21 protein-coding genes are annotated in these 24,712 nt (G+C 57.8%); 12 read left to right on the forward strand and 9 right to left on the reverse strand.

Annotated features, from left to right (window positions below):
* Positions 1–227 precede the first annotated feature (227 nt).
* On the forward strand, positions 228–1,148 hold the full coding sequence (locus D7S44_RS05455; RefSeq protein WP_120452704.1) for a LysR substrate-binding domain-containing protein: 921 nt from the start codon (positions 228–230) through the stop codon (positions 1,146–1,148).
* Here D7S44_RS05455 and smrA read toward each other — a convergent pair.
* Positions 1,145–1,711: a DNA endonuclease SmrA gene (smrA, locus tag D7S44_RS05460; RefSeq protein WP_120452706.1), complete on the reverse strand. Its 567-nt coding sequence runs from the start codon at positions 1,709–1,711 to the stop codon at positions 1,145–1,147. The two genes, D7S44_RS05455 and smrA, sit on opposite strands and share 4 nt — an antisense overlap.
* Positions 1,712–2,031: 320 nt before the next feature.
* Here smrA and fnr point away from each other — a divergent pair, with 320 nt between their 5' ends.
* Together fnr and uspE are read left to right on the forward strand one after the other, a co-directional pair.
* A complete protein-coding gene (fnr, locus tag D7S44_RS05465) occupies positions 2,032–2,784 on the forward strand; it encodes a fumarate/nitrate reduction transcriptional regulator Fnr (RefSeq protein ID WP_120452708.1) in 753 nt (250 codons plus the stop codon).
* 174 nt (positions 2,785–2,958) lie between these two features.
* On the forward strand, positions 2,959–3,918 hold the full coding sequence (gene uspE / locus D7S44_RS05470) for a universal stress protein UspE (protein WP_120452709.1): 960 nt from the start codon (positions 2,959–2,961) through the stop codon (positions 3,916–3,918).
* Positions 3,919–3,947: 29 nt separating this feature from the next.
* On the opposite strand, the gene pntB is transcribed toward uspE, so the two are convergent.
* Together pntB and pntA are read right to left on the reverse strand one after the other, a co-directional pair.
* Positions 3,948–5,336, reverse strand: a complete 1,389-nt coding sequence (gene pntB / locus D7S44_RS05475) for a Re/Si-specific NAD(P)(+) transhydrogenase subunit beta (protein WP_120452711.1) — start codon at positions 5,334–5,336, stop codon at positions 3,948–3,950.
* Positions 5,337–5,339: 3 nt separating this feature from the next.
* On the reverse strand, positions 5,340–6,872 hold the full coding sequence (pntA, locus tag D7S44_RS05480; RefSeq protein WP_120452904.1) for a Re/Si-specific NAD(P)(+) transhydrogenase subunit alpha: 1,533 nt from the start codon (positions 6,870–6,872) through the stop codon (positions 5,340–5,342).
* A gap of 535 nt (positions 6,873–7,407) precedes the next feature.
* On the opposite strand from pntA, the gene ydgH reads away from it, so the two are divergent.
* The gene (gene ydgH, locus D7S44_RS05485; protein WP_120452713.1) at positions 7,408–8,361 is read left to right on the forward strand and encodes a DUF1471 family protein YdgH; all 954 of its coding nucleotides are present in this window, start codon (positions 7,408–7,410) and stop codon (positions 8,359–8,361) included.
* A gap of 203 nt (positions 8,362–8,564) precedes the next feature.
* Positions 8,565–9,956, forward strand: a complete 1,392-nt coding sequence (locus tag D7S44_RS05490; protein WP_120452715.1) for a basic amino acid/polyamine antiporter — start codon at positions 8,565–8,567, stop codon at positions 9,954–9,956.
* On the opposite strand, the gene D7S44_RS05495 is transcribed toward D7S44_RS05490, so the two are convergent.
* The gene (locus tag D7S44_RS05495) at positions 9,953–10,369 is read right to left on the reverse strand and encodes a hypothetical protein (protein WP_120452717.1); all 417 of its coding nucleotides are present in this window, start codon (positions 10,367–10,369) and stop codon (positions 9,953–9,955) included. The two genes, D7S44_RS05490 and D7S44_RS05495, sit on opposite strands and share 4 nt — an antisense overlap.
* Before the next feature lie 175 nt (positions 10,370–10,544).
* Here D7S44_RS05495 and rstA point away from each other — a divergent pair, with 175 nt between their 5' ends.
* The 6 genes from rstA (at position 10,545) to D7S44_RS05520 (ending at position 15,799) form a co-directional block, all read left to right on the forward strand.
* The gene (gene rstA, locus D7S44_RS05500; protein ID WP_120452719.1) at positions 10,545–11,282 is read left to right on the forward strand and encodes a two-component system response regulator RstA; all 738 of its coding nucleotides are present in this window, start codon (positions 10,545–10,547) and stop codon (positions 11,280–11,282) included.
* Complete coding sequence (gene rstB / locus D7S44_RS05505) at positions 11,279–12,580, forward strand: two-component system sensor histidine kinase RstB (RefSeq protein ID WP_120452720.1); 1,302 nt, start codon at positions 11,279–11,281, stop codon at positions 12,578–12,580. Before rstA ends, rstB begins: the two co-directional genes overlap by 4 nt.
* 20 nt (positions 12,581–12,600) lie before the next feature.
* Positions 12,601–14,088, forward strand: a complete 1,488-nt coding sequence (locus D7S44_RS05510) for a carboxypeptidase M32 (protein WP_120452722.1) — start codon at positions 12,601–12,603, stop codon at positions 14,086–14,088.
* A gap of 155 nt (positions 14,089–14,243) precedes the next feature.
* Complete coding sequence (gene asr, locus D7S44_RS05515) at positions 14,244–14,705, forward strand: acid resistance repetitive basic protein Asr (RefSeq protein ID WP_120452906.1); 462 nt, start codon at positions 14,244–14,246, stop codon at positions 14,703–14,705.
* Between the two features lie 86 nt (positions 14,706–14,791).
* Positions 14,792–14,872 (forward strand): small membrane protein YdgU, encoded by an 81-nt coding sequence (gene ydgU / locus D7S44_RS24195; RefSeq protein WP_455430548.1) that lies wholly within the window; start codon positions 14,792–14,794, stop codon positions 14,870–14,872.
* A 117-nt stretch (positions 14,873–14,989) separates the two neighbouring features.
* Entirely contained in the window at positions 14,990–15,799 is an 810-nt protein-coding gene (locus D7S44_RS05520; RefSeq protein WP_120452723.1) for a trypsin-like serine peptidase, read from the forward strand.
* A gap of 80 nt (positions 15,800–15,879) precedes the next feature.
* Here the strand turns inward: D7S44_RS05520 and D7S44_RS05525 are convergent, their stop codons facing one another.
* Together D7S44_RS05525 and hrpA are read right to left on the reverse strand one after the other, a co-directional pair.
* On the reverse strand, positions 15,880–16,455 hold the full coding sequence (locus D7S44_RS05525) for an Ail/Lom family outer membrane beta-barrel protein (RefSeq protein WP_120452725.1): 576 nt from the start codon (positions 16,453–16,455) through the stop codon (positions 15,880–15,882).
* A 229-nt stretch (positions 16,456–16,684) separates the two neighbouring features.
* Positions 16,685–20,587 (reverse strand): ATP-dependent RNA helicase HrpA, encoded by a 3,903-nt coding sequence (hrpA, locus tag D7S44_RS05530; protein ID WP_120452727.1) that lies wholly within the window; start codon positions 20,585–20,587, stop codon positions 16,685–16,687.
* A gap of 254 nt (positions 20,588–20,841) precedes the next feature.
* On the opposite strand from hrpA, the gene D7S44_RS05535 reads away from it, so the two are divergent.
* Positions 20,842–21,441, forward strand: coding sequence for an FMN-dependent NADH-azoreductase (locus tag D7S44_RS05535; RefSeq protein ID WP_120452728.1), 600 nt, complete (start codon positions 20,842–20,844; stop codon positions 21,439–21,441).
* Between the two features lie 55 nt (positions 21,442–21,496).
* Here D7S44_RS05535 and D7S44_RS05540 read toward each other — a convergent pair whose 3' ends face one another.
* The 3 genes from D7S44_RS05540 to D7S44_RS05550 are packed head-to-tail and all read right to left on the reverse strand — an operon-like array spanning position 21,497 to position 24,623.
* Positions 21,497–21,826: a YdbL family probable chaperone protein gene (locus tag D7S44_RS05540; RefSeq protein ID WP_120452730.1), complete on the reverse strand. Its 330-nt coding sequence runs from the start codon at positions 21,824–21,826 to the stop codon at positions 21,497–21,499.
* Positions 21,826–22,014 (reverse strand): YnbE family lipoprotein, encoded by a 189-nt coding sequence (locus D7S44_RS05545; protein WP_120452731.1) that lies wholly within the window; start codon positions 22,012–22,014, stop codon positions 21,826–21,828. Before D7S44_RS05545 ends, D7S44_RS05540 begins: the two co-directional genes overlap by 1 nt.
* Positions 22,011–24,623: a YdbH family protein gene (locus D7S44_RS05550; RefSeq protein ID WP_120452733.1), complete on the reverse strand. Its 2,613-nt coding sequence runs from the start codon at positions 24,621–24,623 to the stop codon at positions 22,011–22,013. Before D7S44_RS05550 ends, D7S44_RS05545 begins: the two co-directional genes overlap by 4 nt.
* Between the last annotated feature and the right edge of the window lie 89 nt (positions 24,624–24,712).

Raw genomic sequence — 24,712 nt, forward strand, 5'->3', positions numbered from 1 at the left:
TTTATATGATATTGAGAATTATTCAATATTTAAGGTTTAACGCGTTGAATTCGTTTTAAACTTATTTTGCAGGCTGGCAGCCCCATTACGCGGCTGAGATTATTTAGCTTTAAAAATCAACAACAAAGCCAAATCACCCCATTTTGTTAATTTTATTTTGCAGCAAAGTTAACAAAACCCATCTTTACTGGTTGCCGTGTAGCGACAAAAATTATTAACTTTATGATATGGACAAAAATATCCTTTTCAATCAGCGCATTCGCTTGCGCCATCTTCATACCTTTGTTGCGGTGGCGCAACAGGGAACCCTGGGCCGCGCGGCGGAAACCCTGAGCCTCAGTCAGCCCGCCCTGTCTAAAACGCTGAATGAGCTTGAGGAGCTGACAGGCGTTCGCCTGTTTGAGCGAGGCCGCCTGGGCGCGCAGCTTACCACCATGGGCGAACAGTTTTTGATCCACGCAGTGAAAGTGCTGGATGCGCTTAATCACGCAGGCCAGAGCTTTAACCTGCCGGTTTCAACCCGTCCGGTCGTGATCCGACTCGGTGCGCTCACTACGGCGGCGATGGGCATGCTGCCGCAAATTCTCGATCGCTTTCATCAGCAGCAGCCTCATGCGACCGTCCAGGTCGCCACTCTGCACAATAACGTGCTGCTGGCCGGGCTGCGTGCAGGCGAGTTCGATATCGGCATTGGTCGTATGGCGGACAGTGAAATGATGACTGGCCTGACCTACGAACTGCTGTTTCTCGAATCGCTGAAGCTGGTGGTGCGGCCGGAGCATCCGCTTCTGAGTGACAACGTCACGCTGTCGCGGGCCATGCAGTGGCCGGTCGTGATCTCGCCGGAAGGGACCGCGCCGCGCCGTATCGCACAACAGATGCTGGATGAACAGGGCTGCACCCTGCCCAGTACCTGCGTTGAAACCTCATCGACGTCGCTCGCGCGCCAGCTGGCGCTGCGGTATGACTACGTCTGGTTTGTACCCTCCGGCGCCATCAAGGAAGATCTGGCGCACAATGCCCTGTGCGCCCTGCCCATCAGCTCGTCAGGACCGGGCGAACCGGTCGGCATTATCACCCGCACCGGCCAGCCCCTGAGTCTCAGCGCCGAAATCCTGATGGCGACCATCCGCAAAGCGCCGGACTAACGGCTGCGTTTAGCATGACGCTCACGATTATCCAGCCGCGCTTTTTCTGTTTTACGCAGGCCGACGTAGAGCGCGCCCGCGCCACCATGCTGCGGCTGCGACGTGCAAAAGGTCTGCACGTCGTCAAACTGACGTAGCCAGCGCGCCAGGTAACTGCGCACAATATTGGCATGGGATTCGTTGTCGCGCCCTTTACCATGGATGAACAGTAAATTGCGCAAACCCTCTTTGCGCGCCTGCAGCATAAAGCTGAAGACTGCCTGACGGCAGGTTTCCACCGGCTGACGCAGCAGATTCAGGCTGGCATCCATCTTATATTCTCCCTTGCGCAGCTTATCCAGCACGCCCTGCTGTATGCCGTCGGCTTTATACTCCAGCGGCGTGGCAAGCGGAATAATGTCGAGGTAGCCGCGCGTCAGAAAGTTCTCTTCCGCAATCGTGGTTTCAGGACGACGCGGTGCTTTGGTTGAGGGCGATTTCAGCCATAAAGTACTGGCGCTATCTTTTAATGGAGTGACATCACCCATGGCATCCCGAAACAGGTCTTCATCGTCAAGGTTCATGGAATTTTCTCACGCCAGGTCAATAAGGAATTACAGAGATCACATTCGCCTCTGTAGATGCAATAGTAGCAAAGGGAAAAAACAGTGCGCCAGTGGTGAAGCGCGTCAGGAAGCCGTTTAAAAAACGCCCATCCAGATCAATAAAGTGGAAAGTTTTCGTGCCAAAAAGCAAAAATGTGACGTAAAGGGCTTGTCAGAACGCGGCTCCGCGCCACGCCTGACATCCCTACACTTTCTGAGGCTAAAACTGCTCTGATGAGTTCATTTCAGCGGGAAAAATGATAAAATTGACACCAGTCAATAATCGTCGAGCGTACATTATGATCACTGAAAAACGCACCATTCGCCGTATTCAGTCGGGTGGCTGTGCCATCCACTGTCAGGACTGCAGCATTAGTCAGCTGTGTATCCCGTTCACCCTGAATGAACATGAGCTGGATCAGCTCGACAACATTATCGAGCGTAAAAAACCTATTCAGAAAGGCCAGACGCTGTTTAAAGCAGGCGACGATCTGAAATCGCTCTACGCTATCCGCTCCGGCACGATTAAGAGTTACACCATTACTGAACAGGGCGACGAGCAGATTACAGGCTTTCACCTGGCGGGCGATCTGGTCGGTTTCGATGCGATCATGAACGGCAATCATCCCAGCTTCGCCCAGGCGCTGGAAACGGCGATGGTGTGCGAGATCCCATTCGAAACGCTGGACGATTTATCAGGTAAAATGCCTGCCCTGCGTCAGCAGATGATGCGTTTGATGAGCGGTGAAATCAAAGGCGACCAGGATATGATCCTGCTGCTGTCGAAGAAAAATGCTGAAGAACGTCTGGCTGCGTTTATCTGGAACCTCTCGCGTCGTTTTGGCCAGCGCGGCTTTTCCCAGCGTGAATTCCGCCTGACGATGACGCGCGGCGATATCGGTAACTACCTTGGCCTGACCGTCGAAACCATCAGCCGCCTGCTCGGTCGTTTTCAGAAATCGGGCATGCTGGCGGTAAAAGGCAAATATATCACTATAGAAAACCATGACCTGCTTGCCGAACTGGCCGGTCAGAGCGTTCAGGCTGCTTAATTAATTGGCCGCCTAATGATTAGAGTTGCAGGTATGCGCGCAATGCCTCTGCAACTCTGATCGCCAGCGTAAATTTGTTAGTTTATTGATCCCACAGTAACTTTTCCGCTTCTTCCCGCTCCTAACTTAGGCTATCTTTAAACCAGTTCGGCCTGGTTTAAGGAGTTATTCCCTATGTCCCGCTACCAAAATATGCTGGTCGCTATCGATCCCCAGCAAGACGATCAGCCTGCGTTACGACGCGCGGTTTACCTTAATCAGCGCATCGGCGGCAAAATTAAGGCCTATCTGCCGATTTATGACTTCTCTTATGAGATGACCACGCTGCTCTCGCCAGATGAGCGTTCATCCATGCGGCAAGGCGTTATCAGCCAGCGCACCGAATGGATCCGCGAGCAGGCGCGCGCCTATCTCGAAGCGGGCGTGGATATTGAAATCAAGGTGGTATGGCACAATCGCCCCTATGAAGCGATTATTCAGGAGGTGCTGGCGCACGGGCACGATCTGGTGCTGAAGATGGCGCATCAGCACGATCGGCTGGAGGCTGTGATCTTTACGCCTACCGACTGGCATCTGTTGCGTAAATGCCCTTGCCCGGTGTGGATGGTAAAAGATCAGCCCTGGCCGGAAGGCGGCAAAGCGATAGTAGCCGTGAATCTCGCCAGCGAAGAGCCGCACCACGATGAGCTGAATCAGAAGCTGATCCGGGAAACTACCCGGCTGGCGGAGATGGTGAATCACACTGAGGTGCATCTGGTCGGCGCCTACCCGATTACGCCGATCAATATAGCGATCGAACTACCCGACTTCGACCCCAGCGTCTACAACGATGCGATTCGCGGCCAGCATCTGGTGGCGATGAAAGCGCTGCGTCAGAAATTCTCAATTCGCGAAGAGTTCACTCACGTCGCAAAAGGGCTGCCTGAAGAGGTCATTCCCGATATCGCCGGTCAGCTCAGCGCCGGGATTGTGGTGCTCGGCACTATCGGCCGTACCGGTCTGTCAGCGGCGTTCCTTGGCAATACAGCGGAACAGGTTATCGATCATCTGCGCTGCGACCTGCTGGCGATCAAGCCTGATGACTTTAATTCGCCCGTTACGCTTGATGATGACGAAGAGGATGATGACGAATAACAAGGGCGGCCAGCTGGCCGCCCTTTTCTTTACAGCGCTTTGAGTATCCCTTCCACGCTCGCTTTGGCATCACCGAACAGCATCTGCGTATTCTCTTTAAAGAACAGCGGATTCTGCACGCCGGCGTAGCCGGTATTCATCGAGCGTTTAAACACGATAACGTTTTGCGCTTTCCACACCTCAAGCACCGGCATGCCCGCAATAGGACTGCGCGGATCGTCCTGCGCCGCCGGATTGACGGTGTCGTTAGCGCCAATCACCAGAACGGTATCGGTGTCGGAAAAGTCATCGTTGATCTCATCCATCTCCAGCACCACGTCATAAGGCACTTTCGCCTCTGCCAGCAGCACGTTCATATGGCCCGGCAGACGCCCGGCGACCGGATGGATGCCGAAGCGCACCTTGATGCCGCGCGCGCGCAGCTTTTCAGTGATCTCCGCCACCGGATACTGCGCCTGCGCCACCGCCATGCCGTAGCCAGGCGTGATAATGACCGAAGAAGATTGCTTCAGCAGCTCGGCCGTCTCTTCCACGCTGATTTCGCGGTGCTCGCCCGCCTCTTCGCTTTCGCCGCCTGCGCTGCTGTCGGTGCCGAAGCCGCCAGCGATAACGCTGATAAAGGAGCGGTTCATCGCCTTACACATAATGTAAGAGAGAATGGCACCCGACGAACCCACCAGCGCACCGGTCACGATCAGCAGGTCGTTGCTCAGCATAAAGCCCGCCGCCGCCGCCGCCCAGCCGGAGTACGAGTTGAGCATTGACACCACCACCGGCATATCGGCGCCGCCGATAGAGGCTACCAGATGCCAGCCGAACGCCAGCGCGATCAGCGTCATCAGCAGCAGCGAGAAGCCCTGCGCGCCGCTGCTGTCGGTACGCACAAACCACAGCAGCAGCAGGAAGGAGACCACCAGCGCCAGCAGGTTAAGCTTGTGGCGATGCGGCAGCATCAGCGGGCGCGATGAGATTTTGCCGCGCAGCTTGCCGAACGCCACCAGCGAACCGGTAAAGGTCACCGCACCGATAAAGATGCCGAGGAAGACTTCCGTCAGGTGAATATTTTCCATCACCGCAGGCAGACCCGGCCCATGATCGATATAGCTGTTGAAGCCCACCAGCACGGCGGCCAGACCGACGAAGCTGTGAAGAATAGCCACCAGCTCCGGCATTTCGGTCATTTCAACCTTCTTCGCCAGGCGCACGCCGATCGCGCCGCCGATAACCATCGCCAGCAAAATCCACGCGACGTTGCCGCTGTCGGGACCAAAAATAGTCGCCAGCAGCGCCAGCGCCATCCCGCTGATGCCAAAGAGATTGCCCTGCTTCGAGGTCTCATGTTTCGAGAGCCCCGCCAGGCTGAAAATAAAGAGAATCGCGGCAACAATGTATGCTGCAGTCACTAATCCGCCAGACATCTGTTACCCCTTACGAAACATTTTCAGCATGCGCTGGGTGACGGTGAAACCACCGAAAATATTGATGCTGGCGATCAGCACCGCAATAAATGAGATAAAAGTGACCCAGCCGCCATGTCCCATTTGCAGCACCGCGCCGACCACAATAATGCCGGAAATGGCATTGGTTACCGACATCAGCGGCGTATGCAGCGCATGGCTGACGTTCCACACCACGTAGTAGCCGACCACGCAGGCGAGCGCGAACACCGTAAAGTGGGACAGGAACTCGGCAGGCGCGACGTTGGCAAGGCAGGCAAACAGCACGACCGCCAGCGCCAGCAGCAGATACTTGCGCCATGACGGCGCAGGTTTCGCCGCTTCCTTGACCGCAGGCTGCGCCGCGGCGGGCGCCGCTTTCGGCGCGGCGGAGACCTGAATCGGCGGCGCAGGCCAGGTGATTTCGCCGTCGCGGATCACGGTCACGCCGCGTACCACGACATCCTCGAAATCTATCGCGATCTCGCCGTTCTTCTCTTTGCACAGCAACTTCATCAGGTTCACCAGATTGGTGCCATAAAGCTGCGAGGACTGGGTCGGCAGGCGGCTGGGCAGATCGGTATAGCCAATGATCTTCACGCCGTTATCGGTGACGGTAACGCGATCGGCCTGGGTCAGCTCGCAGTTGCCGCCGGTTTGCGCCGCCAGATCGACAATAACGCTGCCTGGCTTCATGCTGGCCACCATCTCGGCGGTGATCAGTTTCGGCGCGGGCTTGCCTGGGATCAGCGCCGTCGTGACGATAATATCGACCTCTTTCGCCTGCGCGGCGAAGAGCGCCATCTCCGCTTTAATAAAGGCTTCGGACATCACTTTCGCATAGCCGTCGCCGCTGCCCGCTTCCTCTTCAAAATCGAGCTCAAGGAATTCGGCGCCCATGCTTTGCACCTGCTCTTTCACTTCCGGGCGGGTATCAAAGGCGCGCACGATAGCGCCGAGGCTGCCCGCCGCGCCAATAGCCGCCAGTCCGGCGACGCCTGCGCCGATCACCATCACTTTCGCCGGCGGCACTTTACCCGCCGCGGTAATCTGCCCGGTAAAGAAACGGCCAAATTCGTGAGCGGCTTCGACAATGGCGCGATAGCCCGCAATGTTCGCCATCGAGCTGAGCGCATCCAGCGACTGCGCGCGCGAGATGCGCGGTACGGCGTCCATCGCCATGAGGGTGACCTGCCGCGCCGCCAGCTTCTCCAGCAGCGCCGCGTTTTGCGCCGGCCAGACAAAGCTCACCAGCGTGCTGCCCGCTCGCGTCAGGGCGATCTCCTCATCGTCAGGCGCATTCACCTTCAGCACGATATCGGACTGCCAGATCTGCTGACCATCGCAGAGGCTGGCGCCTGCGGCGACATAACTTTCGTCATCAAAACTGGCGCGTTTGCCCGCATCGTGCTCGACAGCAACGCTAAAACCCAGTTTGATAAGCTGCTCAACGGTTTTCGGCGTCGCCGCCACGCGCGCCTCGTTGGGCAATCGCTCTTTGGGTATTCCAATTAACATATTCATCCCTTTCATCACGTGATGATGGCCTGTCGATTGCATAGCGACACAGCGCCTGAAACAGGATTTCAGGCGCTTATGAACGACATGCACTTGTATCAAAGTATTTATAACCTACTGAAAATATGAACAGCGATCTACAACCAGAACGCCCGCCGGTGACATTCATACGATTATTCAGCGTCCCAGGAGAAAAGCCGCGCTATGCGACTGCGAATTGAAAAGTTTGAAATATATTCTGCTAAGCAGAATCGAATCATGACGAATTTCTTGTTAATAAAAACCTTTATTTAACAATGCATTAACTGATTAACCACTAAGCGTTACCATCTTAAGTGATAATCGGTACAAAAAATGGCCGTAGCAAATTTGCATGACGTCATGATGAATTTAACTATCAATTTCCCGAGATTTGTCGCATAAATTGGCTGCGACAGCCTGTTTATAACATGCAATAATCAGCGGCTAATCTGTTATACATCAAGAGTCCAGCACGTTTTCGTACTCATTTTGCGTAAGGCGAAGGATCATTTTTATGAAGCTGAAGAACACCATTCTGGCGTCAACCTTGTTATCTCTGCTCGCGGCCAATGCATTCGCCGCGCAGGAACTGACGCCGGAAAAAGCGGCCGAGCTGAAACCATTCGAACGTATTAACGTCACCGGCCGCTTTAATGCGATTAACGACGCTGCCGACGCGGTGTCGAAACGTGCGGATGAGCTGGGCGCAGCCTCTTATTACATTCAGGGCATCAACGACAGCAACGGCAACAGCGGCAACTGGCGCGTTACGGCTGACCTTTATAAAGCTGACGCGCCGAAAGCCAGCGACGACACTACTTACCGCGTGATTAACGGCGTTAAAGAGCTGCCGAAAGCGGAAGCTTACCGCCTGGAGCCGTTTGACACCGTAAGCGTCAGCGGCTTCTTCTCCAGCCAGCCGGACGTCAACGACGCCATTAGCAAAGCAGCGAAAGAAAAAGGCGCGGCCTCTTTCTATATTGTGCGCCAGGTCGACGCCAATAACGGCGGCAACCAGTACATCACCGCCTATGTTTATAAAGCTGACGCGAAAGAGCGTAAGGTACAGAGTCCGAACCTGATCCCGGCCGATTCCGAAGCGGGTAAAGCGGCGCTGGCGGCCGGCGGCGAAGCGGCGAAGCGCGTCGAAATCCCGGGCGTCGCCTCGTCAGAAACGCCGAGCAGCAGCGTGGGCCGCTTCTTTGAAACCCAGAGCTCTACCGGCCAGCGCTATACCGTGAAGCTGGCGAACGGCAAGTCGGTTCAGGAAGTGAACGCCATTACCGCCGCGCAGATGCAGCCGTTTGACACCGTTACCTTTACCGGCCACTTCGGCACGCCGACTGAAATCTCTGAAGAAGTGGCGAAACGCGCCGCCGATAAAGGGGCGAAGTACTATCATGTTACCCGCCAGTGGCAGAACCAGAGCGGCGGCAACCTGACCGTCACCGCCGATCTCTTCAGGTAATTTCCTTCAGGGCGGCGCCCGCCGCCCTGCAGTTTGCATTATCCCTTCACAATTTTGCATAACCACGCATTGCCATCCTTTTTCGCACTCCGTAGAATCTGCGCGCTGCTTTTAGGTGAATTAGTCATGTAAAAGCAAAAAAGCGCGGTTAAATTCGCCGCTCAGAACATAATCCAGCCACTTATGCTAGCGGGAAGGGTATTTTGGAGAAAAAATTAGGTCTCAGCGCGCTTACTGCGCTGGTACTCAGCTCAATGCTGGGCGCAGGCGTGTTCAGTTTGCCGCAGAATATGGCAGCGGTAGCCGGACCGGCCGCTCTGCTGATCGGCTGGATCATTACCGGCGTCGGCATTCTGTTTCTGGCGCTGGCCATGCTGCTGCTGACCCGGCTGAAGCCGGAGCTGGATGGCGGCATCTTCACCTATGCGCGTGCCGGTTTCGGCGAACTCCTTGGCTTCTGCTCCGCCTGGGGCTACTGGCTATGCGCCGTTATCGCCAACGTCTCCTATCTGGTGATCGTCTTCTCCGCGTTGAGCTTTTTTACCGATACGCCTAATCGGGTGGTTTTCGGCGACGGTAATACCTGGCAGGCGATGCTGGGCGCGTCTCTGCTGCTGTGGATGGTGCATTTTCTGGTGCTGCGCGGCGTGCAAACCGCCGCAAGCATCAATCTGCTGGCGACGTTAGGCAAGCTGGTGCCGCTGCTGCTGTTCGTGGTGCTGGCGGTAGCGGCGTTTAATTACGACCGGTTCCATTTCGACTTTTCCGGCCTCTCGCTCGATAAGCCGCTGTGGGAGCAGGTGAAGCAGACCATGCTGATTACCCTGTGGGTGTTTATCGGTGTGGAAGGCGCCGTGGTGGTGTCCGCCCGCGCGCGTCAGAAAAAGGATGTTGGTCGCGCCACCCTGCTGGCGGTGCTGGCGGCGCTGCTGGTCTATCTGCTGGTGACGCTGCTGTCGCTGGGCGTCGTACCGCGCGCCGAGCTGGCACAGATGCGTAACCCGTCAATGGCGGGACTGATGACACGTTTGATGGGCCACTGGGGCGATGCGGTGATTGCGGCCGGCCTGATCGTTTCGGTGTGCGGTGCCTACCTGAGCTGGACCATTATGGCGGCGGAAGTGCCTTTTATCGCCGCGCAACAGGGCGCCTTTCCCCGCAGCATTGCGCGCCAGAACAAACGCAACGCGCCTGCCGCGTCGCTGTGGCTGACCAACGGCAGCGTGCAGATTTGCCTGATACTGATCGCCCTGACCCACGCCGATTACAATACGCTGCTGACTATCGCCTCTGAGATGATACTGGTGCCCTATCTGCTGGTGGGACTCTATCTGGTGAAGCTGACGCGCGGAAAAGCGCAGCCGCTGGCGCTGGCGGTGGGACTCGGTGCCAGCTTTTATGGGCTGTGGCTGCTCTACGCTTCCGGGCCGCTGCATCTGCTGCTTTCGGTGGTGCTTTACGCGCCTGGCCTGCTGCTGTTTCTGTTCGCCCGACGCGGCGGACGCGGTGACATCTCGCTGACGCAGCTAGAGCGCGTGGCTATCGGCTTGTTAATGGCGGCGTCGCTGCCCGCAATGTGGCAGCTGATGGTTTAGTGCGGCTGACCGGGGATCGCCACGCACAGCAGGTCGTCGCGCTGTGTGAGGTTGAGCGGTTTGCGGTATTCCTGATGGATAGCATCCAGCTGCTGCTCGGAGAGCGGATAAGGCAGCTGGATATCAAAACGGCTGATGTGCTGCTGTTCTGCCAGGGTGATAAGACGGGCGATATTGATTTCGTCGCTGACCTGGGTCGAAATGATTTGCAATGCTAATTCTTTCAGATGCTCGTCGCTCGCCTGTACACTGCGGGCCGAGGATTTGCGCGTCACCATGCCAAAAATCGGCATCACGCCATAAATGGCGTCGACGAAACTCCAGCGTTTTTTGCACGAGGCGGAGAGAAAATCGCTATAGTTTAAGCAGATGCGGTCACTGTATACGGCTGAAGCCAGCTCTTTATCAGACACCCTCTCTCTCCCTCTGTTTTTCATTACGGCTCAGAACCTTGCTTAAACGCAGAGTTAATGATGGCACATTTTGCCGTGCAGATACCAGTAACGCAGGGATATTTCGTGCGGCGGCATAGTGCTCAGGACCGGGAAAAGCTATGCTGCTCGCCAGGCTAATTTGTCGCAGTGGATTATGAATAAAATCGTTTTTGTTGAAGACGAGCCGGAAGTCGGTTCGCTGATTGCGGCCTACCTTGGCCGTCATGATATTGAGGTGATTGTCGAGACGCGCGGCGACCGCGCTGAAGCGGTGATCGCGGCCGAACAGCCGGATCTCGTCATGCTGGATATTATGCTGCCGGGCAAAGACGGCATGACGCTGTGCCGCGATCTGCGCAGCCAGCGACAACAGTGGCAAGGCCCGATTGTGCTGCTCACCTCGCTCGACAGCGACATGAACCATATTCTGGCACTGGAGATGGGCGCACAGGACTATATTCTGAAAACCACGCCGCCTGCGGTGCTGCTGGCGCGGCTGCGGCTCCATCTGCGCCAGGCGCAGCAGGGACAAAGCGATGAGACGCCCACGCCTGCCGTGGCGCAGAAGCAGAAGCTGCTACGCTTCGGCTCGCTGACCATCGACGCGCTGAACCGCGAAGTCACGCTCTTTAGCGAGCAAATCGTGCTCTCGACCGCCGATTTCGACCTGCTGTGGGAGCTGGCCAGCCATGCAGGACAGATCCTGAACCGCGATGCGCTGCTGAAGACCCTGCGCGGCGTCAGCTATGACGGCATGGATCGCAGCATCGACGTGGCGATTTCGCGCCTGCGTAAAAAGCTGCACGACAGCGCCACCGAGCCTTTCCGTATCAAAACCATTCGCAACAAAGGCTATCTGTTCGCTCCACAGGCGTGGGATACGCAGGCATGAGAAAGTTGTTTATCCAGTTTTATCTGCTGCTGTTCGTCTGCTTTCTGGTGATGGCGCTGCTGGTGGGTCTGGTCTACAAATTCACCGCCGAACGCGCCGGAAGACAGTCGATGAACGATCTGATGGCGAGCTCGCTCTATCTGATCCGCAGCGAGCTGCGCGAAATCCCGCCGCGCGACTGGAACAAGACGATTAAAAGCCTCGACCTTGGCCTGTCGTTCGACCTGCATATCGAACCGATGAGCAAATATCAGCTCGACGAACCCGATATGCGTCGCCTGCGCGCCGGTGAAATCGTCGCGCTGGACGATCAGTACACGTTTTTACAGCATATTCCGCGCAGCCATTACGTTCTTTCCGTCGGCCCTATCCCCTATCTTTTCTACCTGCATCAGATGCGGCTGCTGGATATCGCGCTGCTGGTGTTTATCGGCATGTCGCTGGCGCTGCCGGTCTTTATCTGGATGCGACCGCACTGGAAGGAGATGCAGCGTCTGGAGATTGCGGCGCAGCGTTTTGGCCGCGGCGAGCTCGATGTCCGCACCCATTTTGACAATACCTCCAGCCTGTTTCGCCTGGGTATCGCTTTTAACCAGATGGCGGAGAACATTAACACGCTGGTAGCGAGCAAAAAGCAGCTGATTGACGGCATCGCTCACGAGCTGCGTACGCCGCTGGTGCGTCTGCGCTACCGGCTGGAGATGAGCGACAATCTTACCGCAGGCGAGTCCGCCGCAATTAACCGCGATATCGGCCAGCTGGAGAGCCTGATTGAGGAGCTGCTGACCTATGCGCGTCTCGATCGGCCGCGCGTCGACCTCAACCTGACCTCGCTCGACCTGGCGCACTGGCTGCGCGAGCATATTAACGACGTGCGCGCCCTCAATCCGCAAACCCAGATCGATCTCGACCTGCCGCAGCGCGAAAACCACGGCGTGTCCGACACCCGCCTGATGGAGCGCGTCCTGGATAACCTGGTCAATAACGCACTGCGCTACGCCGGCCACCGGCTGCGCGTCAGCCTGTGGTTCGACGGCGCGCTCGGCTGCTTGCAGGTTGAGGATGATGGCCCCGGCATTCCGCCTGAGGAGCGCGAACGCGTCTTCGAACCTTTTGTCCGTCTCGATCCGAGCCGCGATCGCGCCACCGGCGGCTGCGGTCTGGGGCTCGCGATCGTTTACTCCATCGCGCAGGCGTTAGGCGGCCACGTCAGCATCGAAGGCAGCCCGCTGGGCGGGGCCAGCGTTCGCTTTTGCTGGCCGGTTGATCTACCTTTGCGTGAGCTTTCCGCGCGATAAACCCTTACAAGGAGTTTCTGATGCCTACTGCTTACCAACAACTTAGTGCGACTTTTCAGCGGCTTTCCCGCTTCGGCCACCTGATGGCGGTCGCGGGCTGGGACATGCAAACCATGATGCCGACGGGCGGCAGCCAGGCGCGCGGCGAAGCGCTGGCGGAGATGGGCGTGCTGCGTCATGAGATTCTGACCGATCCGCACGTCGGTGAGCTGATTAAAGAGGCCGAACAGGCCGATCTTAACGACGTCGAGCGCGCCAACCTGCACGAAATGCAGCGCGCGTGGCAGCAGGCGTCGCTGCTGCCCGCCTCGCTGGTGGAAGCGAAGTCGCTGGCCGGTTCGCGCTGCGAGCACGCCTGGCGCGAACAGCGTCCGGCGAACGACTGGCAAGGCTTTGCCGTCAACCTGAAAGAGGTGGTGCGCCTGAGCCGCGAAGAGGCGCAGCTGCGCGCAGAGGCGAATGGCACATCGCGCTATGATGCCCTGCTGGATCTCTACGAGCCCGGCATGACAGGCGCGAAACTGGATGCAACCTTCGGCGAGCTGAAGAGCTGGCTGCCCGATCTGCTGCAGCGCGTGGTGGAGAAGCAGGCGCAGGAGAAGATCGATGAGCCGCAAGGTCCCTTCGCCATTGCCGCGCAGCGCGAGCTGGGCCTGAATGTCATGGCGACGCTGGGCTTTGATTTCCGCCACGGTCGACTTGACGTCAGCGCACATCCTTTCTGCGGCGGCGTGCCGGAGGATGTACGTATTACCACGCGCTATAACCAGAATGAGTTTCTCAGCGCACTGATGGGCGTGATCCATGAAACCGGCCATGCGCGTTACGAGCAGGGTCTGCCGCAGCAGTGGCGCAACCAGCCGGTCGGTCAGGCGCGCTCTACGGCGATCCATGAGTCGCAAAGCCTGTTTATGGAGATGCAACTGGGCCGCAGCCGTGAATTCCTGCAGCGCATTCTGCCGCAGGTGCGCGAGAAGCTGGGCGAGCAGCCTGCGCTACAGCCCGACAACTTTGTGCGTCTGGCGCAGCGCGTTAAGCCCGGCTTTATCCGCGTCGACGCCGATGAGCTGAGCTATCCGGCGCACGTCATCTTACGTTTCGAGATTGAGCGCGCGCTAATCGAAGGCGAGATCGAGGTCGACGATATTCCCGCGCTGTGGGATGAAAAGATGCAGCAGTCGCTGGGTATTGATACCCGCGGCAACTACCGTGACGGCTGTATGCAGGATATTCACTGGACCGACGGCGCCTTCGGCTACTTCCCGACCTATACGCTGGGCGCTATGTACGCGGCGCAGCTCTTCCAGGCGGTGAAAAAAGCGCTGCCGGATTTAAGTGACCGCCTTCAGCATGGGGAGCTTCAGCCGGTATTTGACTGGCTGCAGCAAAACATCTGGCAGCACGGCAGCCGCTTCCCTACTGAACAGTTGCTGATCAATGCCACCGGCGAAGCGCTTAATCCACGCTTTTTCCGCCAGCATCTTGAACAACGCTACCTGAATCGTTAATCTGTGCGGCCTTCCCGGCCGCCTTTTTCCCGCTTTGTACAATCGGTTACACGCCGATACCAAACACCCACGGAAACTGTTCCTCGCATTTTATATAGTCTTTTCACCGGCCCCGCAGTGGGCTACACATGAAAAAAATGTTCGAGGAATTTGCAATGAAAAAATTGTTTGCACTGGTCATCGCCGCTGCTATGGGTCTCTCTTCTGTTGCTTTCGCTGCTGACACCACCGCTGCGCCAGCTGCAGCAGCTCCTGCTGCGACCACTACCACGACTAACGCTGCGCCGGCTGCTAAAACCACGCATAAAGTCGCGCACAAGAAACACAAAGCCGCTCAGAAAGCTCAGGCTGCTAAAAAGCACCACAAAAAAGCTGTGAAAAAAGACGCTGCGCAGAAAGCTCAGGCCGCTAAAAAGCACCACAAAGCTGCCAAGAAAGAAACTGCACAGAAAGCCCAGGCTGCTAAAAAACACCACAAAGTAGCTAAGAAAGCGGCTGCACAGAAAGCTCAGGCTGCTAAAAAGCACCACAAAGCAACCAAAAAAGCTGCTGCTCCGCAGAAAGCCCAGGCTGCTAAAAAGCACCACAAAGCAGTTAAAAAAGCCGCTGCTAAATAATTAAGGTTGCGCACCTGCGCCTTAAGAAGCGTTGAATAATAAAAACACCCGGTTCTGCCGGGTGTTTCGTTACTGGAGTTGCGGAAATGGTGCGTCGCTATCGTTTTGAAATTATTCTGCTGGTGATGATCCTCTGCGGCGTCATCGCGGCCTTCTTCTTTATTTAGTCGTTGTAGCGTGCTGATTATTCCAATAAATCTCCCTTTTTTACCGCTCACCGACTATAGTTATTGCGCATGCGTGATGACAATAACCTCTTTTTAAATCTCGCCATTGAGAGACCTATGCGCCTGGCTATTTTGCTATTGACTGGATTGTTCTGCTTCACCACTCTGGCTCACGCCGATGATGACGACGATGCGCCGAATCCCGATGAAATCAAAATGCTTTTCTTTGGCAAAGATCACCGGAAAGCGATCGGCGACGTTACCGCCGCTCCCTGGGACGCCATTGGTCAGTTGGAAACTGAGAGCGGCAATCTTTGTACCGCCACGCTGATTTCCGCCCACCTGGCGCTGACGGCGGGACACTGCTTACTGACGCCGCCGGGCAAATTCGATAAGCCGGTTGCGCTGCGCTTTATGGCCAGCGATCGCGGCTGGCGTTATGAAATCCATGATATCGACGCGCGCGTCGAGCCGGCGCTGGCGCGCAAACTAAAAGCTGATGGCGAGGGCTGGATAGTCCCGACCGACGCCGCGCCTTTCGATTACGGCCTGGTTATTCTGCGCAACCCGCCTTCCGCGATTACGCCGATCCCGCTGTTTGACGGATCGCGTAGCGATCTGACCGCCGCCCTAAAAGAGGCGAGCCGAAAAGTGACGCAGGCGGGTTATCCGGAAGATCACCTGGATACGCTCTACTCACACAGTGACTGCCTGATTACCGGCTGGGCGCAGCGCGCCGTGCTCTCTCATCAGTGCGATACGCTACCGGGCGACAGCGGCTCACCGCTGCTGCTGAAAAACAATAATGGCTGGCAGCTGATTGCGGTACAAAGTTCGGCGCCAGCGGCGAAAGATCGCTATCTGGCCGATAACCGCGCTATCGCCGTTACCTCGTTCCGCGACCGGCTGGAAGCGCTGGCGCAATAACATCCGCGCGGCGGCAGAATGCAAAAAGGCGCAGCTGAATTATCAGCCGCGCCTTTTTTAACGGGGAACGCCGGGTATATTTAGAAGCTGTAGCCCAGGTTCACATTGAAGCCGTTAATCGACATGTTTTTATCAGCAACGTCGAGACGCGATCCCTCATAGCCGATATCAATCGCCAGGTTTTCGACCGGATTAATTTGCACGCCAGCGCCATACATCAGAGACGTTTTATTCTCTTTGAGCCTGGTTTCGCCCATATAAACGTAGCGTCCTTCATAGTTATACCAGCCTTCGCGATAGTCGACCTTATTATAATTTACCCCGAGCAAACCGTAGAGGCTGATATATTGACTGAAGCGCCAGGCTGGCCCGACGGAGAGCGAGTAATATTTCACTTTCGCATGACTATCAAATCTATCCATAGAGTCGATGTCGGGCGTGTAGCTTCCGCTGCCGCTCATCCAGGTAAGCGAGCCAATAAGGCTCAGCGGTGAGTCCCATTCATAGCGGTATTTAAGGTTTATCCCGTTAATATCCTTGAAATCCTGGACCTTACTTTGCGCATACCCAAGAGTGAACGTATGTTTATCGGCATAGGCGTTAACGTTTGCTCCCAGAGCGAGCATAACAAGGCTGACAAAAACAGACTTTTTCATAACCATCGTCCTTAACTGAATAAAATAATCTGGCGCCCCTTTCGCGCCGCGCTGATTCTATCGAAAAAAAGCGGCGATGGCCTTACCGTCGCTTTATATTTCGCGTCCATTTTCGGTATAGCTGTAAAGAGGAATTGAGCGACAGCGCTATAACCTTTGCTTCGCCAGTTTTATCAGTATAAAAAAAGCCGCAGCGTCTCCGCTGCGGCTGCCTGCGATGGGTTCGCTGTTACGCCGCGTACTGCTCCATCGTTTGCAGGATGCGCTTGTCAGAAACGGGATAAGGGGTGCCGAGCTGCTGCGCGAAGTAGCTGATGCGCAGCTCCTCGATCATCCAGCGAACCTCCTTCACCTCTTCATCATCCTGACGCTGCGGCGGCAGTTTATTACGCCACGCCTGCCAGGCCTGCTCCACTGCCTGCACCTTCAGCATACGCGCGCGATCGCTGTGCGGATCGGCAGGCAGTTTTTCCAGACGACGCTCAATGCCATGCAGATAGCGCAGCGTGTCGCCCAGGCGTTTCCAGCCGTTGCCGGTAACGAAGCCGCGATAGACCAGACCGCTCATCTGCGCCTTGATATCTGACAGCGCCAGCGCCATCGTCATATCAACGCGCCCTTTCAGCCGCTTGTTGATGTTGAACACCGCCGTCAGGATCTGCTCAACCTGTTTCGCAATCTCTACCACCGTATCGTTTAGCTCAGCGCGCACTTTCTCGCGCAGCTGCTCGAAGTTTTCCTGCTGCCAGGCCGGGCCGCCCGCTTCCGCCATTAGCTTGTCAACGCCGCAGGCGATGCAGTCGTCGATCAGATCCAGCACTTTGCCGTATGGGTTGAAGTAGAGTCCCAGCTTGGCTTTATTCGGCAGCTTTTCGTGCAGGTATTTTATCGGCGAAGGGATATTCAGCAGCAGCAGACGACGCTGGCCGCGCCACATCATTTTCTGCTGCTCCTGCTCGCTGTCGAACAGGCGTATCGCCACGCTATCCTTCTCATCGACCAGGGCTGGCCAGGCCTTGACCTGATAGCCGCCGCGCTTTTGCTCATAGCTGCGCGGCAGATCGCCAAAGCTCCAGATATGCAGGCCGTTCTGCTCCAGCCCGTCATCCGCCACTTTTGACAGGGTCTCCTGCACTTTTTCCTTGAGCTCGGCTTTCAGCGCGCTGAGATCTTTACCCTCTTTCAGCTTGCGGTTGTGTTCATCTACCACGCGGAAGGTCATTTTCAGGTGATCGGGCACCTGATCCCACTGCCAGTTTTCCCGCTCCAGCGTCACGCCGGTCATACGGCGAAACTCTTTCGCCAGCGCGTCGAGCAGCGGCATCTCCATCGCAGTAACGCGCCCCAGGAAGGCGTCAGCGTAATTGGGCGCGGGCACCAGATTACGGCGCAGCGGCTTCGGCAGCGACTTAATCAGCGCAATAATCAGCTCGCGGCGCACGCCGGGGATCTGCCACTCGAAGCCCTGATCCTCGACCTGATTAAGCAGCGGCAGCGGGATATGCACCGTTACGCCGTCGGCGTCCGCGCCCGGCTCGAACTGATAGCTGAGCTTCAGCTTGAGGTTGCCCTGATGCCAGAAGTTGGGATAGTCGAGCTGGCTGACCTTCTCCGCGCCCTCTTTGATCAGCATCTGTTTGTCAAAGCTGAGCAAATCGGGATTATCGCGGCTCGCCAGCTTCCACCAGCTGTCGAAATGTTTCGCCGACACCACGTCCTGGCCGACGCGCTGGTCATAAAAGCCGAACAGCGTCTCATCATCGACCAGAATGTCGCGACGACGTGATTTGTGCTCAAGGTCTTCGACCTCGCTGCGCAGTTTCTGGTTGTTGCGGAAAAAGGCGTGGCGCGTCTGCCAGTCGCCTTCCACCAGCGCATGACGGATAAAAAGCTCGCGGCTCAGCGCGGGATCGATACGCCCGTAGTTCACCTTGCGCGCGGCCACGATCGGCAGACCGTACAGCGTGACTTTCTCCTGCGCCATCACCGCGCCCTGACCTTTTTCCCAGTGCGGCTCGCTGTAGCTGCGCTTGATCAGGTGCTGCGCCAGCGGCTCGATCCACTCCGGATCGATACGCGCCGCGATCCGGCCCCACAGGCGGCTGGTTTCTACCAGCTCGGCGACCATGGTCCATTTCGGCGGTTTTTTAAACAGCCCTGAGCCGGGGAAAATGGCGAAACGCGCGTTGCGCGCGCCGGTAAACTCCTGCTTCTCGGCGTCTTTCATGCCGATATGCGACAGCAGGCCGGTCAGCAGCGCGCAGTGCACCTCGCGGAAGCCCGCCGGTTCGCTGTTAACCGGAATACCCAGCTCACGCACCACCTGGCGCAGCTGGGTATAGATATCCTGCCATTCACGCACGCGCAGATAGTTCAGGAAATCCCCTTTGCACTGGCGGCGGAACTGGTTGCCCGACAGCGCTTTCTGCTGTTCGCCCAGGTAATTCCAGAGGTTAACGAAGGCGAGAAAGTCCGACTCTTTGTCGGCGAAACGACGATGTTTCTCATCGGCGGCCTGCTGTTTCTCTACGGGGCGCTCGCGCGGATCCTGAATCGACAGCGCCGACGCGATAATCATCACCTCACGCACACAGCCGAAGCGCTGCGCCTCCAGCACCATGCGCGCCAGACGGGGATCAACCGGCAGCTGCGCCAGCTGACGGCCAGAGCTGGTCAGCTTGTAGTGGCCGGTCTCGTCGTTGAGCGTTAATGCGCCAAGCTCTTCCAGCAGGCGCACGCCATCCTGAATATTGCGCTTGTCGGGCGCTTCGACAAAGGGAAACGCGGCGATATCGCCCAGCCCCAGCGCCGTCATCTGCAGAATAACCGACGCCAGGTTAGTGCGCAGGATCTCCGGATCGGTAAAGGCCGGGCGGCTGAGGAAGTCATCCTCGGAATAGAGCCGGATACAGATGCCGTCTGAAACGCGGCCGCAGCGCCCTTTACGCTGGTTAGCCGACGCCTGTGAAATCGGCTCGATCGGCAGACGCTGCACCTTAGTGCGATAGCTGTAGCGGCTAATGCGGGCGGTGCCGGGATCGATAACATATTTGATGCCTGGTACGGTGAGCGACGTTTCCGCTACGTTGGTTGCCAGCACGATGCGGCGTCCGCTGTGCGACTGGAAAACCCGGTTCTGCTCGGCGTTCGACAGGCGCGCATAGAGCGGCAGAATTTCCGTATGCGGCAGATCGCGCTTCGCCAGCGCGTCGGCGGTGTCGCGAATTTCGCGCTCGCCGCTCAGAAAGATCAGAATATCACCGCGCCCTTCGTCGCTCAGCTCGTCGACCGCGTCGAAGATCGCCTGCAGCTGGTCGCGCTCACTGTCGTCCGCCTCTTCCACCACCGGCCGGTAACGCACCTCGACCGGGAAAGTACGGCCCGACACTTCAATAACGGGCGCGTTATGGAAGTGGCGCGAAAAGCGCTGCGGATCGATGGTCGCCGAGGTAATGATGATTTTCAGATCGGGACGGCGCGGCAGCAGCTCGCGCAGATAGCCGAGCAGGAAATCGATGTTCAGGCTGCGTTCGTGCGCCTCATCGATAATGATGGTGTCATACTGCAACAGCAGGCGGTCCTGCTGGATTTCCGCCAGCAAAATACCGTCGGTCATCAGCTTCACCTGGGTGGTTTCGCTGACCTGATCGTTAAAGCGCACCTTATAGCCGATGCAGCCGCCAAGCGACGTTTCCAGCTCATCGGCGATACGGTTGGCGACGGTGCGCGCCGCCAGACGACGCGGCTGGGTATGGCCGATCAGCCCTTTCACGCCGCGCCCCAGCGCCAGACAGATTTTCGGCAGCTGGGTGGTTTTACCCGAACCGGTTTCGCCAGCGACGATCACCACCTGATGATCGCGGATCGCTTCGGCGATCTGCTGCTGCTTCTGGCTGACGGGCAGATTATCGGGAAAGGTAATTTTTGGCGTCGCGGCGGCACGTGCGGCGACGCGCTGTTCCGCTGCGGCGATCTCCTGACTGATTTCGTCGGCGACGCCCTGCTGCGCAGCGGGGTTGTTCACCTTGCTGGCGCCGCGCAGACGGCGCTGAAGGCGTTGACGGTCACGCAGCATCAGGTTGTCGAGTCGCGACCACAGCGATGCAAAGGGAGAGGAAACCGGTGATGACATAGTAATGGAGTACCTTCTCAGACGGAGCCGCTGCACGCTGCAGCGTCCGGTAACCGGGTTAACCGGCTGATTCTAAAAATTGTATCGGCAAAGAGTAACACATTTCAGCCCGCTCAGCTGCGCCTTGCCTGCCTCGCTTATTCAAGAAATTCGAACATAGCTCTCGAAATATTGCGCTTTTCCCGCGCGCTTAATGACCGTAGAGTGTAACCCATTGAGCGGGAAGCCTTCCGCGTAACAAACAGGAAACAGCAATGAGCAAAGTATTAGTTCTGAAATCCAGCATTCTGGCTGGTTACTCACAGTCAAGCCAACTGGCCGATTTCTACGTTGAAGAAGCGAAAGCGAAAGGCGATCAGGTGACCGTTCGCGACCTGGCTGCTGATCCGATCCCGGTACTGGATGGCGAGCTGGTCGGCGCGCTGCGTCCGTCAGACGCCCCGCTCTCTCCGCGTCAGCAGGAGGCGCTGTCGCTCTCCGATGCCCTGATCGCCGAGCTGCAGGCGCACGACGTGGTGGTTATCGCCGCGCCGATGTACAACTTCAACATCCCGACCCAGCTGAAAAACTATTTTGACCTGGTTGCACGTGCCGGCGTGACCTTCCGCTACACCGAAGCGGGCCCGGAAGGCCTGGTGAAAGGCAAGCGCGCAGTCATCCTCTCCAGCCGCGGCGGCATTCACAAAGATACCCCGACCGATCTGCTGACCCCGTACGTGAAGCTCTTCCTGGGCTTTATCGGCATCACTGACGTAAACTTTGTTTTCGCCGAAGGCATCGCGTACGGCCCGGAAGTGGCCACCAAAGCGACTGAAGAAGCGAAAACCGCGATCAAACAGATCGTTGCTGCCTAATCATCATTATTATTATTCAGACTGTTTCAGTTGCCAGGCATGATGCCTGGCTTTTTTATTTCTGCATCCACAGGCCGTTAAGGCCGCGCACATACTCCCCTGCGCCTGCGCGTTCGACCAGCTTAGCGCCGGCGATTTGCGCAACCTGATCCCTGGTAAGATTGTTCTGCTGCGCGATACGCTGATATTCGGCGCTGCGCCCGTCGTTGACGCGCTTCACCAGCGCCTGCGTCTCGCTATCCTGCTGGCGCGCGGCGAGGTAGCCGCTAAAGGTTTCCCCGACGCGCCCCTGATGACGAGCCTCATCCAGCGTTAACGCCAGCGCAGGCTGCGCCGCACCGATAAAGAGCAGCGCGGCGATCAGCGGTTTAGCCAAAGCGCGCATTAAAAGAGACCGCTCTGGTTTTTCAGCAGCGCCTCCACATCTTTATCCACTTTGATATGGATCTCATGTTCGATCTTTACATTCATATTGATGGTGATCGGCTCCTTTGGCGCGGCCACCTCAATGCGCGGCACGCAGCCAGTCAGCGGCAGCCCGACTGCCAGCATCAGTAACGCCCGGAGGCTCATGGTTTTTGATCCCTTTTAGTCGGCAGAGTGGCGTTCTGTTCCACCCAGGATTGCAAATTATCGCCAAAGCGCAGGCTGCGCCAGAGTTGAAACAGGTTCTGCTGATGGCGGTAGTTCAGATTTACGGTCTGGTCGCGGTTGCTGAAGCGGCTGGTGCCCTGCACCTGCGCCTGCATGGCGAGGTTGCCCAGGTTATCGAGATCGAGCGTCGCCCACGAGCGCGAGATCTCCATATAGCGCAGCCAGTCCATTGCCGCGCCCGCCGCAACGTTGTTAGCGGTAATCGCGTCGGCCATATCTTTGTCCATGCGGAACGTCAGGGAGCCGTTGTTGGCGATCCAGCCGTTCTGCACCAGCCAGTGCGGGTTGTTCACCCACAGCGGCAGCTCGCCGTTGATCTTGCCGGACATGGCGAACTGCGTCGGTTTCAGCGCCGAGACCAGCTTGCTCAGGCTGATATCGCGCAGGCTCAGCTTTGCCGCCTCGTGCTGCGGCAGACGCAGCGCGGCCAGCGTTACCTTACCGCCCAGCACCTCCATACTGACATCCTGCAGTGTCAGCGGCTGCGCCTCGCGCCAGGGGTAGTAGCCCTGCAAATCGGCGCGAATATTCTTCATGGCGAACTGGTTGGCGACTTCACCGATACGCAGCGACACCGGACCGCGCACGCCGAGCTGCCACTGCTGATCTTTAAGACGGAACGGCAGCGAGAAATCGACGCCGTTGATCTGGTTGTCCGGCGTCCAGAGGCTGCCCTGCTTCACTGTCCAGTGACCGCCGGCGCTAAAGCCCTCTTTCGCCGCGGCGGAAAAGGCCACCTGGGCGCGCAGCTCGCCCGAGCGTATTTTCATCTTGAGATCCGGGTTCAGCAGCGGCTGAAAGACCGTCAGAGACTGTGTCGGCCACCAGGCTTCGCCGCGCAGGCGTGCACCGTCCCAGCGGCCATGCACGCGCAGCGGGCCTATCGCCTGCGCCTGCAGCTGACCGCGCCAGACAAAATGGCTGGGATCCTGGCCTTTCGCCTCAAAGCTCAGCGACGAGGCGGGCAGGCGACCGCCAAAATCAAAAAGCGTCTCTCCCGCATCGATGCGGAAGCCGCCATTAAAAGCAGGCCGTTGTGCATCACGCTGCCAGTTGACCGGCGCGCTTAACGTCAGGCGCGGCCGCGAAACCTGCGCCATGCCGTACTGCATCTGATTGAAACCGGCATTAAGGCTGTCGAGATGAATAAGCGTGTCGCGCCAGCCGCCAGCGCCCTGTATGGTCCATTTTGCGTTGAGCGGCAGCATGTCGCCCGCTCCCCAGTAGCGCCACTTCCACTCTCCTTTATCTGGCCAGAAATCGGCCGCGCGGCCGTCCAGGTGAAGTCTGAACTGGCCAAAGCTCGGATCGTGCGCCTTAAGGATTGCCTGTAAACGCCCGTCGACGCCCTGCGACACGAGCCGCACGCCCGCCAGCGGCCAGCGCGCTTCGTCCACTTCCAGCGTAGAGAGCAGGCGGCCGCGCAGACGCAGCAGCGCGCCGGGCTGAAATGTCAGCTGCGGATCGAGCAGCGGCCCGCTGAGATCGCCCGGCAGCGAGGCATAGAGCTGCATCGCCGCCAGTTTGCTTTCGCCGGTAAGGCGCAGCGGCAGCGCGCTGTCGGTCATACTCAGCCTGCCCGGCCCGATGCTCAAGACCGCGTTGCCTTTGCCGCCGCGCCCCTGCGTCAGAACGTTGAGACGGCCAGCGATCTGCGTCTCCTCCAGCCCCTGCTGCCAGTTATCCAGCGTAAGGTCGAGAAAGCCGGAGAGCGTCTGATCGCCGGTCGGCCAGCGATAGTGCCCTTTCAAAATGCGGATCTGTCGGGCATCGGCCTGCCACGGCAGCGTTAACAGCGGCTCTCCGTCGCCGGTGGTATAGAGCGCAAGCTTTCCCTGCTGCTGTTGCCAGTCGAGCGTCAGCCGCAGCGGTTCGCCAGCGTACTGCAGTTCGCCTGCCAGCTGGCCGCTGACCGGCAGGCCGTTGGCAAACTCAGGCAGATCGAACTGACCATGAAGCGTAACAGGCTCCGGCAGCGCGTTGTGGCGCAGCGTCAGCTGCTCTACCGTGAGCTGCTGCCCCTGCAGGTTAGCATCGATACTGAGGTTTTCGCCGCGATAGTGCAGCGTCTGTTTGTCGGGGGTCAGAGCGAGGTCGAAACCGCCGGCATACTGCTGCCAGGGCGCAATGCTGAGATTATCGAGATGAATATCGGCGCCCGGTAACAGCTGCTGCCACGCTGCCAGGCTTTTAGGCGCGCCGGGCTGCTCGCTTTGCGGCAGCTTTTGCAGACAGTCGCTGTTGAGCGTGACCTGGTGCGCATTCAGCCGCCAGCGCTTTTCATGCCAGCCGAGCGAAGCCTGCGCGACGCTCGCCAGCACGCATTCGCCCGCCAGGTAGCGCACCTCCGGAAACCATAAGCCACCGTTGCGCCAGCGCGGCGATCCATCCAGTACGATACGCGTCTCCGCTGGCAGCCAGATGCCGGCCAGGCGCGGCAGCCATTGCGTAAGGGTAAGCAGCAGCCCCAGCAGCAGTAGCGTCAGCGCCAGTAGTGCAGCGAGTAGTCGGCGGAGGCTCCGCGGCATGGCAGTAATATTCCTTTTTCCTGACAGGATCCTGACAGTGATGATGGCATGTAATCGGCCAGAGTTGAAGGCGCGCTACCGACAGCAGC

Source organism: Pantoea piersonii, assembly GCF_003612015.1.
GTDB classification, from domain to species: domain Bacteria; phylum Pseudomonadota; class Gammaproteobacteria; order Enterobacterales; family Enterobacteriaceae; genus Pantoea; species Pantoea piersonii.